Here is an 18,039-nt window from a genome sequence, read left to right on the forward strand (position 1 = left end):
ATTACATCTTATGAAGGAGGAATCTCACCTTGTCTGATTACTATTGGGATGACCAAATGGAATATCTGAGAAATACGCGTTGGTTATATTATAACGATGATTATCTCGAATTTTTGGTTCAACGTGTATGGAAGATTGAAAATCCAGTAGATCTTATCGACTATGGGTGTGGTTATGGCTATCTTGGGTTGAAACTGCTTCCTTTATTACCCGAAGGATCAACCTATACCGGATTAGACAAAGGCAAGGAATTGATTAAACAGGCCAGAGAGATTTTCTCAAAGACCTCTTATCAAACGACTTTTATTGTAGATGACATTGAAACAGTAAAAGTGAAACGTCAATACGATGTTGCAATAAGTCATGCCTTCTTATTACATATGACAGAGCCTATCACCGTTCTTCAGAAGATGATCGAAAGTGTAGTAGATGAGGGTAGAATGATATGTTTTGAACCCCATTGGATCGCTAATATGTCAAACTATGAATTACATGGACTTGATCAATCCAATATTATCCAGTTAGGTATTCTCCAAAAATTATTCGAGGAGGATAGCAAACGGAATGGTAAAGACGGAAATATCGGTATGAAGCTTCCAATCCTGCTTAGCCAACTTGGGTTGAGAAATGTAGAATGCCGGGTGAGTGACAAGGTTAACTTCTTAGATCAAAACATGGCAGGTTCAGATAAGCAAAAGCTTTTTCAAGCATTAAAAGAAGAAGGACTGGGACAAAAACCCAATGCCAGGCAGGAAGTTGTTACTCCATTGGTTGAAAGAGGACTTCATTCAGACGAAGCGAATAGACAATATGAAGCAGAGGATGTGTTTGCTAGGGAGTTTAATGAGAGCTCATGGTTAACCTACGCTCCGAACATGAAAATTACATCGGGAATCGTAACGAGATAAGCCTATAGTTTCTAATACTCATAAGGAGGTGCAGAGGATGATATATAGGAGAAAAACCTATGTTATTGCTACTTCTTTTGTAGAAGAGTTTAATGCTCTATTTAATTATATTTTGCTGCCATCCCAATTGAAATACGGATCAAGACTTATTGGAAGATGGCATACACCCATAGATGATGAAACCAGTGAGATTTTTGCGATGTGGGAATACGATACCCTTGAACAATACGAAGAGATTGAGAAAAATATAAAATCAGATACAGAACACGTAAAGCGCGTTCAAGCTCGTTTTGATCAGATCGGAAGACATCGGTATAAAGAAGTATTTCGAGAAGAAATTAGGCAAGCATTTTTCACATCGACAGTAGATCGCGAACAAACGATTTTGAAGTGAAAAAATGAAGAAGGAGATGAGAGAAAATGGAGACAGAAAGACTTATATTTCGGAAATATACCAAAAATGATTTTGATTTACTTTTTGAGATGACACGTGAGCCAAATATGATGAAATTTATAAGACATGGAGGACCCTGGACGAAGGAAGAAACGATGCAAAGCCTGGAAAAGTTCATCAACTGGAATAAAAACGATAAGGGGCTGTTCCTTGCATTCAATAAAGAGGATCACAAGTGCATTGGAACCTCTGGACTGATTCCGCAGCTCATTGAAGGCACGGACGAGCTTGAAGTTGGTTACTGGGTTATGGAGCAATACTGGGGAATGGGTTACGGATATGAACAAGCTAAAGCATGGAAGGAATATGGCATGGGCCACTTGAAACAGAGACGGTTGATATCGTTGATTCAACATGGCAATGTGGGTTCTATGAAAGTCGCGCAAAAGAATGGCATGAAACACGAGAAGGACGTAGACATCATAGGAAAAAAAGTAGCGGTGTACTCGATTGAGGTGAATTGAAAATGACTCCTTTTCCTGAAATGGAAACTAAAAGATTGTTGTTAAGAGAAATTAAACAGAGTGATTCCCAAGACATTTTTCATATTTTTTCTAATGAACGATTCCAAAATGGTCACATCTATGCATTGTTGAAGAAAGATTATGTATGAGAATTCGAATTATTGGATCTTGCGGTAGTGGGAAATCAACATTAGCCAAAGAATTATCGGATAAATACGGTATTCCTTCCTATGAATTAGATAATCTAATCTGGGACAGAAGCGCCGAAAATCTGAGATACCCTGAAAGTGTGAGGGATGAATCCGTCCAATCTATTGTCAGTTCAGAGGCTTGGATCATGGAAGGAGTACAGTACAAAGATTGGACTTTACCATCCATACAAGAAGCAGATTTAATTTTTGTATTAAACCCAAATGTGTTCATTAGAGATTATCGGATTATAAAGAGGTTTGTATTCTCCAGAATGGGCTTGCGAACGTGGAATTACAAGCAGTCATTCAAGGATTTATGCAAGATGATTGTGAAGTGGAATCATCAATATAATATAGATGCAGCGATAGATGTGATTAACGAAAATAACAAGACAGCAATGATCACTAAGAATAAAAAACAGTTATACAGTTGATTGAAGATTATTTGGAAGTGATTTTAAGTGAGAGTGAAAAGAACTTTAGAATGAATCAAAGCGTGTCGAAAGAGGAGATTCAGAGGTGAATATAAAAGTTCAACCCGTTACACGAGAGAATTGGGAAGAGGCGCTGAAGATATCTTTGTATGAACACCAAATCTCATTAGTTCCATCTGTTATTGAGGGGATCGCTTACGCCTATATAAAACCGTGGGATGAAGCATTTGATCCTTACGTACTTGAGATCAATGGGAAGATATTGGGTTTCTTTTATCTGAGTTATACTCCAGATAGTACGGATAATTATTGGATTGGTGGTTTTCAAATCGATAAATCTTATCAGGGCAAAGGAATGGGAAAGCGCGCTATAAGAGCCATTCTAGACTACATTACGAAACAGCATCCGTTATGCAAGGTTATTTCATTAACGGTTGCACGTGATAACGAATTAGCACAAAATTTGTATAAGAGTATGTCCTTCATTAGTGAGAATAGAACCAATTTAGATGATGAAGTGATCTACAGGTTGGCAATAAGGTGAAAAATTCTAATCGTGCAAAGAATACATGTGATGATTTTCTAAATGAGGTGACTTAAACATTGAATAATATCAATCATGAGGGTGAATTACAAATCGTATTTGGTAATCATGAAGAAGACTATAAAACCGTTTGTAATAACTTATATAACTATAATGTCTCTGAAACAAATGGGTTATTAAACAAGCCTGGACAAACTATAAATCTTTTTTTACGCGACGAGACAGGTAAGGCAGTGGGTGGGATCTTCTGTGCTACATATTGTGAAACATTATATATTGATAATTTTTGGATAGATGTGGAACACAGAAAGAAAGGATACGGAAGATCTTTAATCATGCAAGCAGAAAGCATGGCTTCTGAATTAGGATGTAAGCTTGCACACACAAGCACATTTTCATATCAATCTCCTGAATTCTACAAGACGATGGGATATAAAGTCTTTGGATTAATTGATGAGTATCCTGATGGAATTGTTCAATACTTCCTAAAGAAAAGATTGTAAGACGAAAACTTAACGTGGCATTGGACGTAACGCAGGGTGACTTTGTAGAAACAAAAGGATGGCGCTCAGAATGGGGAGTGGAACTTGAAACAACTCATCTCTGCTGCCTGGATTGCTAGAAGTGTAAGTCCTTCTCTTACTTCGAACACCTTATATAGCTACCACTGGCGCATAATGAAAAGCATCGAGGAAGAAGAAGCTGAAAATAAAACGTTTTATGCTTTGGGTATGGGTGTTGGACGAGGGCAGTATATCTTTGTTAACCAAAAGCGAGGATTGGTTGCGGTATTCACAACAATTATATCTGATGATTGTTTGTTACCGCTTCAGTGGTTTAACCAATATATTTTGAAAGAGTAGTCATGTTGTAATTGGAGGGATACCATGAGTCAATGGTTTGATCTAGATGAACTTGATCCAGAGTTAATCAAATTTGCAGTGATAATCGCTAAATATAACCATAAATTCATCATTATCAAAAATAGGAAAAGAGGAGGTTGGGAGATCCCAGGAGGCAACAAAGAAATTGGGGAAACCATTTTACATACGGCGAGTCGAGAACTCTATGAAGAGACAGGTGCAGTGCATTTTGAATTGACACCTTATGGCGTATATGAATGGAATGGGAGCTTTGGTATGGTCTCTTATGCTGAGGTTAGTTGGCTTGATAGCTTACCCGAGTCGGAGATTGATGAAATAAAACTTGTGGACGTATTGCCTGAAGGGATGAGCTTCGGAGATATGTTTTATCATTTCTTGGATAGATGGGATGGACTTGATAACCATGAGTTAAAAAAGTACACCATCCAAATAAATCATTTAAATGAATTGCCTGTAATTAAAATAAGCTGATTTATACTGTAGGAACTGAAACTAAAGGAGATGGCAAAGACCATGATAACATATAGGACTTTGACCCTTGAAGATGTCAACCAGTTGGGGGATATAGACCGTTCGGAACATATTGATCTCATCTATGAAATGAGAGAGAACGAATTGGTAGAGCTAAAACAAAATCATGAGTGCTCCAACTGGGATGAAAAGCTTTTGGAGGAAATTCAAAATCGATACGTCTTCGAATTAGAACAAGGTGGCATGGCATATGGCGCATTTGCTGAGGAGCGGTTAATTGGATTTGGAGTGCTGGCACATCAACTTAGAGGAAGTGAGCAAAATCAATTACAAGTTGACTTGATGTATGTCTCACGCGGCTACAGAAGACAAGGCGTTGGAAAACGTATTCTAAACCAATTAGGTGAAGAGGCTAAGAAACGTGGGGCACAGTATCTGTACATCTCATCCACAGAAACGAGATCAGCGGTATCCTTTTACAGAAGCCAGGGCAGCCAGATTACTAGTGAAATGGATCAGGAACTTTATGACAAAGAGCCGAAAGATATACACATGATAAAGGAGCTAGGCACATGACAACAACAGTAGGCATACTTGGCACGATTCATAATCCTGAACTCAGGGAGCGTTATCATTGTTCGCTTTCTCTTTACAAGAATGTGATAACTGAGTTTAAGCCAGATCTCATTTGTGGTGAAGTTCATCCACAGAGTTGGTTGAGATATCAGAAGGACCAAAATGATAGAGGATACTGGGGAGAACCGGCAAGCGAGTTTTGGGATATGGTATTTCCTTTGTGCGAAGAGCAGGACATTCCATTTGTGCCTATTGATTGGTTTGAATTGGATGTGTGGAATGCATTTGATCCATTTAAAGGTTATTCGAGTGAGGAGCGCAAAGAACTCGAACAGCGGGATGATGACTGGTTTGCGGAACAAATGGACACGTATCGGTTTGGGGAAATTCCTTTTAATTCAAAGGAGTTCGATCGTATAACCAAACAAAAATATGTATGGTTAGGGCAGATTAACCCGAAGGCACAGAACTTTCGCTGGGTTGTCCGTAATCAGATTATGGTTCAGAGAGTCAAAAATACAATTGAAGCTCATCCAGGGAAACGAATCCTCTGTATCATAGGAGCCGATCATAATTACATTTTTCAAGAAGAACTGATGAACGAATCTATTGAATTGTTGTATCCGCTACGCTAGAGAAAGCGTCAGTATAAATAGATTTAAGCCCGTAATTAAGGAGCATTATATGTGCAAAAAAATCCGTAAAACACTTAAGTACAGCTTATCGAGTATCATTTTAATGATTATAGTTGCTTTGATATTTCCCACATGGACACCCCAAATTAAAGGGGAGAACAGCATCAGCATGTTAGAGCAGATCGAAATCAACGGTGCAGGTCACGAGGTCATGATCAGGGGAGTTGACCGGAGTAATCCTATCCTGATTTTTGTGCATGGGGGGCCGGGATGCTCGGAGATTCCTTACGTTAGGAAGTATCAGAAGGAGCTTGAGCAACACTTCACTGTAGTCCATTATGATCAACGTGGGAGCGGAAAGTCCTATCACTTTTTTGAGGATTATTCGAATCTGACAACAGATGTATTAGTAGATGATTTGTTAGCGTTAAGTGATGTTGTATCTAAGGAGTTAAATCAAGAAAAGGTTATATTAATCGGTCATTCATTTGGTACATACATCGGGATGAAAGCTGCGGCTAAGGCGCCAGCTCAGTTTCACGCGTATATTGGCATTGGGCAGATGGCAGATACGCTTCAGAGCGAACTGGAGAGCATGGAGTACACGTTAGAACAAGCGAAACAAGCCGGTAATGAAGCGGATGTTGAAAAACTGGAGCTAGTTCGTGGGTCGATTGAGCAAGGAAATGATCTTACACCTAGAATTCTTTTGCAAAAGTATGGCGGCGCTGCCAGACTTATCAATGAGAATAGAGATTATATCTCAGGATTCCTTTTGAATCCCGAATACAATGGATTGGATATGATTTGCTTTTATTCAGGGATGTTCAGTTCGCAAGACATCTTACTAAGGGAAGTATTTGATCAAAATTTACCCGATATTGTGGATCATCTGGATATTCCTATTTATTTTGTGATGGGTAAATATGATTATATGACCACTGCGAATGCAGCACGTGATTATTTCAAAGTACTCGATGCACCGATCAAAGATTTCGTTGTATTTAACGAATCGGCGCATTACCCACAGTTTGAAGAGAAAGATAAATTCTTAAATTGGTTAATTGAGCTATTTTAAGATGCATGGAGAGCAGCAAGATCATATTTCGATGGTTGATTTTGATCAAGAACATATTCAAGCAATTAAATGAAACGGATAGATGGATTATTTTGTAGTAAATCGTCAAAAAAGAGCAATAAAGATATATCTTTATTTTCCATAAATGTGTTATTATGTTGGTGGAAGACGAAAATTTCATTTGTTTGATCGATAGGGAAGGAGGCGCGAATTCTCGAATCATTCAATCTGAATCAATAGATTAACTGCACTGCTTGTTAAAAATAATAGAATAAGCGGAGGTATGGTTATGTTCAAAAAATGGAAGAAATTCAGCATCAGCAGCTTGGCGCTTGTGTTAGTGGCTGCCGTGGCCTTTACCGGATGGAGCCCAAAAGCATCAGCAGCGGACGCTTCGCAAGTGGTGGCTGAAATGGGTGCAGGTTGGAATCTGGGCAATCAGCTGGAAGCAGCGATAAATGGCACACCGAGTGAGACAGCTTGGGGCAATCCTACGGTGACTCCGGCGCTGATCCAAAAAGTGAAAGCTGCGGGCTTCAAGTCGATTCGTATTCCCATCTCCTATTTGAACAACATTGGAAGCGCTCCCAATTATACAATTAATGCGGCATGGTTGAATCGAATTCAGCAAGTTGTAGATTATGCCTACAATGAAGGTCTGTATGTCATCATCAATATTCACGGCGATGGTTACAATTCTGTACAGGGTGGATGGTTGCTCGTGAATAGTGGCAATCAGACTGCCATTAAGGAAAAGTATAAAAAAGTGTGGCAGCAGGTGGCTACCAAGTTTAGCAACTACAATGATCGTCTTATTTTCGAATCCATGAACGAAGTGTTCGATGGCAACTATGGTAATCCGAATTCGGCGTATTACGCTAATCTGAACGCCTACAATCAAATTTTTGTGGACACGGTAAGGCAGACCGGAGGCAACAATAATGCCAGATGGTTGCTGATTCCAGGCTGGAATACCAATATTGACTTCACCGTTGGTAATTATGGCTTTGTGCTCCCGACAGATAATTTCAGATCCTCGGCCATTCCTAGTTCGCAGAAAAGAATTATGATCTCGGCACACTATTACTCTCCATGGGATTTCGCTGGTGAGGAAAACGGTAATATCACGCAGTGGGGTGCAACGGCTACGAATCCTGCGAAGAAGTCTACTTGGGGACAAGAGGATTACTTGGAATCGCAGTTCAAGTCCATGTACGATAAATTTGTCACTCAAGGCTATCCTGTAGTGATTGGTGAATTCGGTTCAATTGACAAAACATCGTATGATTCAACCAACAATGTATATCGTGCAGCATATGCCAAAGCAGTTACAGCAAAAGCCAAGAAATACAAAATGGTTCCGGTTTATTGGGACAACGGGCATAACGGTCAACATGGATTCGCCTTGTTTAACCGTCAGAATAATACCGTGACGCAACAAAACATCATTAATGCAATCATGCAAGGTATGCAATAATAGACGAACTAGCTTAATCTATGCAAGCAAACGGCGTGTTCCTGAAAAAGGGACATGCCGTTTTTTTGTTGCGGGAGGTGATATCCACAATATTTCCCAATGCATTTTACATAAGCCATATATAGAATTCATCAAATCCCACAATACCTTTTATATACTTAATTTGCTCGATATAGCGAACTCAAAGGACTAGGTGGTAGACAGAATGTTAAAAAAACGTGATTTGCAGGAATGCCATTCATTGTACAGTTTGATGATGGACCCCGCAGTTTCGCCTTACGTTCGTTATCTATGTCAATCGTATGAAGAATATCTATTTCTTACGAAACAATTGATGGCCGAAGAAGAGCAGAAAACAGTGATTTCCCGAACGATCTTGAATGAGACAGGACAGCCGATTGGTACCATTGATCTATATCATATCGAGCAGCAAACGGGTTTCTTGGCCACATGGATTGGAGCCCCGTATTTTGGTAATGGATACAGCCAAAGAGCGAAATCAGCCTTTTTGGTTGAACTGTTTCTGGAACATGCGATTGAAACGGTATTTATGAAAATTCGAAAGCAAAATATAAGATCCAGAAAAGCGGTAGAAAAACTGCCTTATGTGAAACTAGCCAATGATGTGTATCCCGATGTATACCAATTCATTAATGCCAAGGAACAGATCTATGATCTGTATCATGTGGAACGATCGACTTTTTTTGAACATCATATGGATCTGCACCATGTAGTGGCAACGTAACATATTCAGAGAGTTTACTACAGCGGCGTCAGTGATGACGGCGCTATTTGCTATGATGAGAGTGAAGTTGGAAAACACTTGAATGTAAAATGCAGGAATATGGAATGGAGAATCGAAAGACATGGAGTAGATCGTGCGGATGTAACATGATGGACGGATCATAAAAGGAGGCATGAAATGAACAATATCAACAAAATCTTGGGTGTAATTCTCATGCTTGGCAGTGTGTTTATTTCGACAATAGAGAGAATCTCAATACGAGTATCTGTCGCAATAGTAGAAGCAGGATATGCTTCGGGAGGGAGAAACGTGCCCCAATTCGCTCAGACGAACGAGCTTCCAACAGGTTTACTCGTATACTTCATGTTTTTGGTTGGTTTTATACTATTAGTCGCGGGATTTCCGGGGAGTTATAAGAAGAGTCGTAATCGCAACCATACCCAAGAAAGATAGTATTAGGAGGGATGAGAGTGGCTGAACAGGAGGAAGTGTTATCGGGAGGTAATGTGAATCAGGTTGTCAGAATCGGAGAGACGGTTCGCAGGAGTTCCAGACCTGATCCTTATGTGCAGGAGTTGCTGGTGCATCTTGAAAAAGAAGGCTTTTATCAGGCTCCACGATATCTCGGTGTTGATGCGGAAGGAAGAGAAATGCTCTCGTATCTTGATGGACACGTTCCTGGCAATGATTATCCCGAGATTGAAGCGTACATGTGGTCAGATGAATCGCTTAAGGGAGTTGCAAGACTTTTGAGAACCTATCATGATGCGACTGTTTCATATCTAACTGCCGCTCAATCCAGCAATGCCTATTCTGATATGGAGCAACATGAGGTCGTGTGTCATAACGATTTTGCATTATACAACGTGGTATTTAAGGATGGCGTGCCACAGGGGATTATCGACTTTGATATGGTCGGCCCGGGTCCACGTCTGTGGGATATTGCCTATACATTATATACTTGCGTTCCGCTGGCGAGTTTTTCACCCCCAACTCAGATGCGTGGTAAGGAGGTTATCCCTTATTGCAGTGAAGTGCACGCAACCGTTCGGAAGGAACGCATTGAATTATTCATGAGCACATACGGAGTGGCTGTACCGCCGGATTTGAAGCAATGGGTGTTGTCTCGTATTCGTTTCTTGTGTGAGACATTGGCTAATCGTGCGGCTGACGGAGATGTCGCTTTTCTGAAGATGGTTGAAGAGGGCCATCTGTCCCACTACGAGAAAGAAGTTATTTTTCTGGAAAAACATTGGGATGAATGGATTTGAAAAGTAACGCTAATGGACCGCGTGATAGCCTATGGCTGTCAGCGGTTTTTTTGTCGTCTACGTCCGTTCCCTATGAATTCCTTTCTAATCATTTTCAACAATTGTGATCAACAATACAGCAATATTGTTCGGATTAGATTGAAATAACTGTGATACAATTCATTGTAAAGCGCTATCATTGTAAATTATTAAACTATATTGCTATTTATATTCTGGGAAGGGAGATCTTTATTGATGCTAACCATACACACCCCGACGAATATTGCTTTACAGGAAAATGAAGTTTACGTGCGATCAGAAGCAGATAACTTTCAGGATGAATGGCCTGTTCATACGCACAACGGGTATGAGATTCATTATTTTATCCAAGGAGATGCGACCTTTTTAATCGGTGATCGAATATATAAGCCGCTGCCTGGAGATATGTTTATATTCAGAGGGGGTGTGCCTCATCGGATCAATCCTTCAAGAGAAATCGTATACAAGCGAAGTTTCGTCAATTTTACGGAATTATTGTTACTGGACATGCTTGCTGTGAGTCAATTGGAGAATCTGATGTCCATATTCCGGCATCCCAATGGATTGCTGGTGCATTGGTCCCTGGAGGAGCGTGAACATATCACAGGTATATTTAAGGGGATCAAGGAGGAGATGGATGCAGGAAATACAGGACACAAAACAATGGTCAAATTAAGTCTTACCCAATTGTTGTTGCGGATTTACCGGAAAACGACCAGTGAGCAATCCGCAGATCCTATTTTATTTTCTTCCCAGAAGCAGACAAGTGTAAGCCGGGTTCTTCATTATTTAAACCAGAACTACACGGAGAATGTTTCACTGGATGATCTGTCCAAAACACTCCATTTGAATAAATACTATATATGTCACTCTTTCAAAGAGACGACGGGATATACCATAAGCAATTATGTAATACGGAAAAGAGTTGCAGAGGCCAAAAAATTATTACTGTCTACAGATGCACCGATTTTGTCCATATCTGAGACGTTAGGCTTTAATACACCTGTATATTTTAGTAGGGCATTTAAACAGTATGTGGGTGTATCGCCACAGTTGTTCCGCAAAAATGAATTGCTCAACGAAGCCAAAATTCATTAAACCCTTCCAAGGAGATGTTGATATGACGAGAAGAACAACGTTTAAGCTCATCACTAGCCTGGTAATGGTCATGTTACTCATCGTGCTGACTGCTTGCGGAAATACAGGTAACAATGCTGATTCGAAACAATCAACGCTGGATTTTCTGTGGTTCTCTGATGGGAAAGAAGGAGAAGTCATTAAGGAAATCATTAAAGAATATGAGCAGACGAATACCAAGGTTAAGATCAATCTGATTGAAGTTGGTTTCAAGGACATGCAAACCAAATTAAAAACAATGTTATCGGGTGGAAAGCCACCTGCCCTAAGCCGGGTCACGGATACCGGATCATTTGCTAATCAGGCGGTTGATCTTACACCCTACGTGGACAGTGCCAGTCAATTCGAGGATCAATTTATCGACTCTCTTAAACCTTATTATGTTATGAATGACAAGCTGGTGGCTGCGCCTATGGACGTCACAGCGAATGGACTTATTTATAACAAAACCTTATTTGATAAAGCGGGCGTCAAGGTACCTACTTCACCCGATCAGGTATGGACGTGGGAAGAATATATCGCTGCATTAAAAGAGGTTATGGACAAAGGTGGAGCACGATATGGCATGGTATGGGATGTCACTCCGCATAGATGGTCCACTCTTTTGTACCAGAATGGTGGAAGTATCTTAACAGAGGATGGCAGTGCGGCGGCCATTAACAGTCAAGCCGGAATCCGTTCGATGGAGATGTTCAAGCAACTTCATCAAGATGGAATTATGCCTGAATCGGTATGGCTCGGAGGGGAGAACCCGAACAACCTGTTCCGTTCCGGGACGGTGGCTACCCACTGGGCTGGAAACTGGATGATTAGCAATTACAAGGATATCACCGATTTTGAATGGGGCGTCACCTATATGCCGAAAGGAACACAACGTTCATCCGTGCCCGGCGGGAAGTTTCTCATGGCTTTCAAAGGCAGTGGTTATGAGCAGGAGGCAGCAGAATTCATTGAATATTTAACCTCCAAAGAAGTGAATTCCAAATATAATCAGGAATCATTGTTTATGAGTCCACGGAAGGACAGCTCCGTATTAAATTATGAATTTGGAAAGGAGATGTTTGAAATTTTCTCGGATGAACTGAAGAACAGTTCACCTCTTGCCGCGAATGACTGGTCTAAGCAAACGCTTATATCCAAAATTTCAACGGATTTGAAAAATAACATTATGGACGTTCTGTCAGACAAGGCAACTCCGCAGGAGGCTTTGGATCGAACAGCCCAACTGATTAACGAGGCTATCGGCAGTCAATAAACCTAAATTCATTACAATAATTCGCATAACGGAGGCTTAACGATACCTGTGAGCCTCCCTTTCGAATGAACACATAAGGAAGGGGCAAGCAGATGAGTGAAGGACAACGATTAAACAGGAATACGCTGGCAAAACAGAACAGGAAGCTCGTTATTGCTCCTTATCTGTTTATACTTCCCAACCTCCTGATCTTTGGAACGTTTATCGTATTTCCCTCTTTATTGGGTCTCTATTATTCTTTCCATGTCTACGATGGATTGAACCCAATGAAATACAACGGGCTGGAGAATTATATCAAAATCATAGGGGATCGGGAATTTTGGTCGACCATTGGACGAACGGGGATTTATGCAGCAATTGTTGTCCCTCTAATCTATGCAGCAGCATTAGGCATTGCATTGCTGCTTGCGCGCGAGATTAGAATGCGGGGGTTCTTCAGGGCCGTATTTTACTGGCCGACCATGATTTCTTACATTATCGTAGGTTTGACCTGGAAGTGGATTTTTGGAGATTCATTCGGCATCTTGAATCATCTGTTAACGGTGGTTGGTGTGGAACCTGTAGGCTTTCTAACCTCTCCCTTTTGGGCAAATACGGCTGTGATCATCGCAACGGTTTGGTCTCGTGCAGGCTTTTTCATGGTCATTTTTATCGCAGGCTTGCAGGCCATACCTACGGATTATTATGAAGCTGCCCGCTTGGACGGCGCAACGGGAACAAAGGTATTTCGCTATATTACCCTCCCACTTTTGAAGCCTACCAGCTTACTCGTTGTTATGCTATGTCTGATTGACGCATTCAAGGCCTTCCCACTTATGTTTGCGCTTACAGGCGGTGGGCCGGGCAAGGAAACCACCTATATTGTTCAATATATCTATGAGATTGGCTTTAACAGGCAGGAGCTTGGGCTAGCCAGCGCCATGTCGGTGATACTGTTTATCCTTATTGGCGGATTCTCAGCTCTGCAATTCCGTCTATCGAAAGGAGGGGCTACGTGATGGTAATGAAACCTATGGTCAAAATTGTCATTTACAGTATGTTAAGTGTTGCCGCAGTAGTGTGGCTCCTGCCTGTTCTGTGGGTCGTAATTTCTGCCCTGAAAACGAATAGCGATCTGTACAGCTTTCCTCCAAAGTTGTGGCCCGATCCAGTCACCTTCGAGCATTTCAGGGAGGCATTCAAAAAAGGTAATTTTGGCTTGTATTTTATGAATAGTACAATCGTAACTTTGAGCTCAACGCTGCTGTTGTTGCTGATCAACTCCATGGCAGGCTTTGCACTCGCGAAGTACCGCTTCCGCGGAAGCTCGATCATATTAATCGCTTTTATCTCAACCCTCATGATTCCGATTGAGGTCATTATGATCCCTATATTCAAGGTACTGAGTGCACTTGGGATGTATAATAGCCTGCTCGCGATTATTATACCACCAGCAGCAACTCCGACAGGTGTGTTCCTTATGCGGCAGTACTTGCTAAGCGTACCGGACGAACTGCTGGAAGCTGCCCGGATGGATGGAGCCGGTGAATGGAAAATTTACTGGAGCATTATTCTTCCCATAGCGAAGCCGATTCTGGCCGTGCTTGCGATCTTCTCCTTCATGTGGAGATGGGATGATTTTGTATGGCCGTTAATTGCTATTAGTGATCCATCGAAATATACGATTCAGCTTGCGCTCTCTAATTTTATTGGTGAATACAACGTAGATTGGGGCAGTCTCCTGGCCATGTCCGTAATCACGATGCTTCCGGTACTGATTGTTTTTATGGTTTTCCAGCGTTATTTTGTCAGCGGTATGATTACTTCAGGAATGAAAGGATGAGTTGAATGTCAGATATTACCCGTGACGGCACGGATACCTTGAATTATAAACCTATGAAATTAGGCCACCATCAGGTCATTAATCATTGGATCATCAGCGGCATATATACGAAGCCTGTTGCCTTTGTTCCAACAACGATGGAGGGAGATATTAATGATTGGCTTATCGATGGCTTTGCTATCCATGAGAATCCATGCAGAAAAGAATTTGTAGAACATAGGAGAACGCAGCCTGTGAACCGATTTTTTGACCAATGGAGTGAGTTTCCTAGCCCGGGAGACAGCTTCGTTGGAGAAGAAAACGGGAAGCCGTGGACACTGTATTCTCCCTGGAATAATCCACGGGTGGAGCAATCCGGATTTTGGTTTGTACCGACACATCTGCGCAGTTACGCCGCGACAAGGTTGATTTCTTCGACTGCTCATACCGCCTCTTTGCGGATCAAGACCTATGGCAGTCTGACATTGTGGGTGAATGGGGAAGTGGTAACGGATTTTGCGCCACTCATGCGTAACAAGGAGCAGGAAATCGTTATCAAAGCTGAACTTGTAGCCGGAATCAATGAGATCTATGTCTGCTGGGAGGATCTCGCTGAGCGGGATACCATGTATGCTTTTGCGGTGGAATACCTGGGAGACGAAGAATTGGAAATTTCCTTGCCTATTGCTCCTCATTTGGCAGAAAACGTGAAATACGCAGAACAAGCCCTTGAACAGGCTTATTTTCCTTCGGATCTTTTTAGAGGGGAGCAGATTAAGCTCAAGCTGCCGCTTCCCTTACCAGACATCGTTAGAGAAGTTGATATCCAGTATGGCAATTTCTTTGATGGCACCGAAAACAAGACAATACACATAGTCGAGAAGGAAACGGATCTGGTTCTGGCACACACCAATGAAATTGGCCATCATTACGTATACTTCACGCTGACGATTTCGGTTTCAAACGTAGCATTGACGAAGAAGTTCGGCTGTCAATCCTACGATACCAATTATGATGAAGCTGCTCAGCAAGCTACGGATATGGAAGCACGCAAATCTCTGGCTCTGCAATGTATTGCTGAGAAGGGCAGTCGTAACATTCATACGGCTATAGCCATGTTAAAAACAAATGGCAGTCTGCAAGAAGCGGAGAACATGCTGCTTGAAGGTGTGGAGGGGATCGAGCAACGAAAAGATTGCAGTGACTTCTATCTGGTGGGGCTGTTTCGTCTTTGGAGAGATGAACGAAATAGCGGTCTGTTCAGTGAATTGTTCTGGGATCGGGTAAAAGCAAGTATTCTGGGCTATCGATATTGGATTGATGAACCTGGTGATGATGTGATGTGGTTCTTCAGTGAGAACCATGCTCTGTTATTCCATACCAATGAGCTGTTAGCCGGACAACTGTTCGGGACTGAAACGTTCAGCAACAGTGGTGAGTCCGGTGAAGTTCACCGTCAAAAAGCGGAGCAGCGGCTTAGCTTATGGTTTGAGCGCTTTTTGGATGAAGGATTGGCAGAATGGAATTCAAGTGCATACATTCCTATTGATGCAGTGGGGCTGCTACATATCTATGAATTTGCCCATAATGAGCAGCTCAGACAGCAAGCGAAAAAGGCAATGGACCTGCTATTCTATTATATTACCGTTCAGATGCATCAAGGCGTCATGTCCACAACTTTTGGCCGCAGCTATGAGAAGGAACTGCTGGGTAGTTATGCAGCGGGAACGACTTCCATGTGCTGGATCGGTTATGGTATCGGCAATGTTAACAATTATTCAATCAGCAATGTTGCTTTGAGTTTATCGGATTACATTCCACCAGCAGCTTATCAGGAGCATCTGTTGCTTGGGGGAAATCAGCAATTGGTGTTCGCCAATGAGCAGGGCAAGGGAGGTTACGCCAAGCTCTATCATCATCGGACAGAGGAATATGCTCTTTCCTCCATCATTCGCTTTCGTCCAGGCAAGCCAGGTTATCAGGAGCATGTCAACCATCTGTCTCTGTCTCCTGAAGCGCAGATATGGGTGAATCATCCGGCAGAAATATACAAGCATGGAGATGGTCGACCTTGCTTTTGGGCTGGAAACGGGATATTGCCTGACGTTGTTCAGCATGAGGGGATCGCTCTGATAATGTTTGATATTCCGGCAGACCAGACTGCGGATTGGACACATGCTTATTTTCCTGTGAGCTTTTTCACAGAATGGGTGCAGCATGAGAACTGGTATTTTGCCCGTCTGAATAAAGGATATGTGGCGCTATATGCAGCCAACGGGACGAGTATGGAGACCAACGGGGTGACAAAAGAGCGTGAGCTTATTTCTCCTGGATTGCGTAATGCCTGGATCATCAGAGCAGGAAACGAACTGCAATTTGGATCATTTGGCCATTTTATAAATTCAGTTCGTTCCTCCAGCCCGCACTTCGACAGTACATCCCTGACGCTTAGCCTGACCGACTCGGTATACGGTTCCATTCAGTGGGGAATGAACAAGCCTTTTCTTATTCAAGGAGAGGAAATGGTACATGACGGATATGGCGTAAGGGGACAGTTGCAGTTACAGGACATCAAACGTTGATGCTGAGCAATAAATCTAGGGAGTGAAAACAATCATGCCGAATCAAGAAGTTCTTCTGGAGAAAATAAGCAGGGTATCCGATGCGATGAAATCGATGAAAAATACAAGCATCAACGAACAATTTCCCATTGGACTAATCGACATCCACCTATGGGAATGGCCGCAAGGTGTCGGCCTTTATGGTCTGCTTCAGTTCTATGAAGCCACGAAGGATGCCGAAGCACTAGAATTTCTCGAATCATGGTACAATGCAAGGCTGCTGGAGGGGTTACCAGAAAAAAATGTGAATACCTGTGCTCCGCTGCTTACGTTGATTTCACTATGCGAACTGACCGGAAACAAGGAATATGAACGTGTCTGTGAAGAATGGAGCAGCTGGATTATGGACGAACTGCTACGAACCGGAGACGGTGCATTCCAGCATATGATCACAGGAGACGACAACGATGGCCAGATTCTGATCGACACCCTTTTTATGACGGTATTATTTCTGGCCAAAGCTGGGGTGTATTTTAAGAAAACAGCCTATGTGGAAGAAGCCAAGCGGCAATTCCTTGTGCATATTAAATACCTGTACAATAAACAAACCGGGCTGTTCTATCACGGCTGGGATTTCAACGAAAATCATAATTATGGCGCAGTTCACTGGGGAAGAGGCAATGCATGGTATACGGCGGGGGTTATGGATTTTCTGAATATCATCCCCATTGAAGATGGGCTGAAGGCCTATCTGTTGGATACAGCGAACGCTCAAATTAGAGCGCTTAGCAAGCTTCAGAGTGAGAACGGGATGTGGCACACCGTATTGGATGATCCTGAATCGTACCAAGAAACCTCCGCTACGGCAGCGATGGGATACGGGATTCTCAAGGGAATCCGGTACGGATACCTGGACGAGTCCTATCGCGATACCGGTACGAGAGCACTTGAAGCAGTGCTGCGGCAAATTGATGATAACGGAGTTGTACAACAGGTATCCTACGGGACCCCTGTGGGACAGGATACCCAGTTCTATAAAGATATACCGATTAGTCCGATGGGCTATGGACAAGCTCTTACGTTGTTTATTTTGATTGAGGGATTGCGGGTTCCAGCCACCGAATAAAATAAGGCG

20 protein-coding genes are annotated in these 18,039 nt (G+C 42.1%); all 20 read left to right on the forward strand.

The window, feature by feature from the left end; genetic code table 11:
- The first annotated feature begins 29 nt into the window (after positions 1–29).
- The 20 genes from MKZ12_RS12310 to MKZ12_RS12405 all read left to right on the forward strand — a co-directional run bounded on the left by MKZ12_RS12310 (position 30) and on the right by MKZ12_RS12405 (position 18,030).
- Positions 30–908 (forward strand): class I SAM-dependent methyltransferase, encoded by an 879-nt coding sequence (locus tag MKZ12_RS12310; protein ID WP_339260609.1) that lies wholly within the window; start codon positions 30–32, stop codon positions 906–908.
- Positions 909–945: 37 nt separating this feature from the next.
- On the forward strand, positions 946–1,302 hold the full coding sequence (locus MKZ12_RS12315) for an NIPSNAP family protein (RefSeq protein WP_339260610.1): 357 nt from the start codon (positions 946–948) through the stop codon (positions 1,300–1,302).
- A gap of 26 nt (positions 1,303–1,328) precedes the next feature.
- The gene (locus MKZ12_RS12320) at positions 1,329–1,826 is read left to right on the forward strand and encodes a GNAT family N-acetyltransferase (protein ID WP_339260611.1); all 498 of its coding nucleotides are present in this window, start codon (positions 1,329–1,331) and stop codon (positions 1,824–1,826) included.
- A 145-nt stretch (positions 1,827–1,971) separates the two neighbouring features.
- Positions 1,972–2,451 carry a hypothetical protein gene (locus tag MKZ12_RS12325; protein ID WP_339260612.1) on the forward strand — a complete coding sequence of 160 codons (480 nt, stop codon included), beginning with the start codon at positions 1,972–1,974 and terminating at the stop codon, positions 2,449–2,451.
- 85 nt (positions 2,452–2,536) lie between these two features.
- A complete protein-coding gene (locus MKZ12_RS12330) occupies positions 2,537–2,995 on the forward strand; it encodes a GNAT family N-acetyltransferase (RefSeq protein WP_339260614.1) in 459 nt (152 codons plus the stop codon).
- Positions 2,996–3,054: 59 nt separating this feature from the next.
- The gene (locus MKZ12_RS12335; protein ID WP_339260615.1) at positions 3,055–3,498 is read left to right on the forward strand and encodes a GNAT family N-acetyltransferase; all 444 of its coding nucleotides are present in this window, start codon (positions 3,055–3,057) and stop codon (positions 3,496–3,498) included.
- A gap of 84 nt (positions 3,499–3,582) precedes the next feature.
- Positions 3,583–3,858, forward strand: coding sequence for a hypothetical protein (locus MKZ12_RS12340; RefSeq protein WP_339260617.1), 276 nt, complete (start codon positions 3,583–3,585; stop codon positions 3,856–3,858).
- Between the two features lie 24 nt (positions 3,859–3,882).
- Positions 3,883–4,350 (forward strand): NUDIX domain-containing protein, encoded by a 468-nt coding sequence (locus MKZ12_RS12345; protein ID WP_339260619.1) that lies wholly within the window; start codon positions 3,883–3,885, stop codon positions 4,348–4,350.
- A gap of 42 nt (positions 4,351–4,392) precedes the next feature.
- Positions 4,393–4,926, forward strand: coding sequence for a GNAT family N-acetyltransferase (locus MKZ12_RS12350; protein WP_339260621.1), 534 nt, complete (start codon positions 4,393–4,395; stop codon positions 4,924–4,926).
- Complete coding sequence (locus MKZ12_RS12355) at positions 4,923–5,561, forward strand: hypothetical protein (protein WP_339260622.1); 639 nt, start codon at positions 4,923–4,925, stop codon at positions 5,559–5,561. The genes MKZ12_RS12350 and MKZ12_RS12355 overlap by 4 nt, the downstream gene beginning before the upstream one ends.
- Positions 5,562–5,610: 49 nt before the next feature.
- Positions 5,611–6,639 (forward strand): alpha/beta hydrolase, encoded by a 1,029-nt coding sequence (locus tag MKZ12_RS12360; RefSeq protein ID WP_339260623.1) that lies wholly within the window; start codon positions 5,611–5,613, stop codon positions 6,637–6,639.
- A gap of 289 nt (positions 6,640–6,928) precedes the next feature.
- The gene (locus MKZ12_RS12365) at positions 6,929–8,116 is read left to right on the forward strand and encodes a glycoside hydrolase family 5 protein (RefSeq protein WP_339260625.1); all 1,188 of its coding nucleotides are present in this window, start codon (positions 6,929–6,931) and stop codon (positions 8,114–8,116) included.
- Between the two features lie 205 nt (positions 8,117–8,321).
- Positions 8,322–8,861, forward strand: a complete 540-nt coding sequence (locus MKZ12_RS12370) for a GNAT family protein (protein ID WP_339241872.1) — start codon at positions 8,322–8,324, stop codon at positions 8,859–8,861.
- A 464-nt stretch (positions 8,862–9,325) separates the two neighbouring features.
- Entirely contained in the window at positions 9,326–10,132 is an 807-nt protein-coding gene (locus MKZ12_RS12375; RefSeq protein WP_339260626.1) for an aminoglycoside phosphotransferase family protein, read from the forward strand.
- Positions 10,133–10,366: 234 nt separating this feature from the next.
- Complete coding sequence (locus tag MKZ12_RS12380; protein ID WP_339260627.1) at positions 10,367–11,248, forward strand: AraC family transcriptional regulator; 882 nt, start codon at positions 10,367–10,369, stop codon at positions 11,246–11,248.
- Positions 11,249–11,270: 22 nt separating this feature from the next.
- Positions 11,271–12,542, forward strand: coding sequence for a sugar ABC transporter substrate-binding protein (locus MKZ12_RS12385; protein ID WP_339260629.1), 1,272 nt, complete (start codon positions 11,271–11,273; stop codon positions 12,540–12,542).
- Between the two features lie 92 nt (positions 12,543–12,634).
- Entirely contained in the window at positions 12,635–13,540 is a 906-nt protein-coding gene (locus tag MKZ12_RS12390) for a sugar ABC transporter permease (protein WP_339241882.1), read from the forward strand.
- Entirely contained in the window at positions 13,540–14,364 is an 825-nt protein-coding gene (locus MKZ12_RS12395; protein WP_339260631.1) for a carbohydrate ABC transporter permease, read from the forward strand. Before MKZ12_RS12390 ends, MKZ12_RS12395 begins: the two co-directional genes overlap by 1 nt.
- Positions 14,365–14,369: 5 nt before the next feature.
- A complete protein-coding gene (locus tag MKZ12_RS12400; RefSeq protein ID WP_339260632.1) occupies positions 14,370–16,925 on the forward strand; it encodes a hypothetical protein in 2,556 nt (851 codons plus the stop codon).
- A gap of 34 nt (positions 16,926–16,959) precedes the next feature.
- The gene (locus MKZ12_RS12405; protein WP_339260633.1) at positions 16,960–18,030 is read left to right on the forward strand and encodes a glycoside hydrolase family 88 protein; all 1,071 of its coding nucleotides are present in this window, start codon (positions 16,960–16,962) and stop codon (positions 18,028–18,030) included.
- Positions 18,031–18,039: the final 9 nt, after the last annotated feature.

It is taken from the genome of Paenibacillus sp. FSL R5-0713 (assembly GCF_037973325.1).
Classification (GTDB): domain Bacteria; phylum Bacillota; class Bacilli; order Paenibacillales; family Paenibacillaceae; genus Paenibacillus.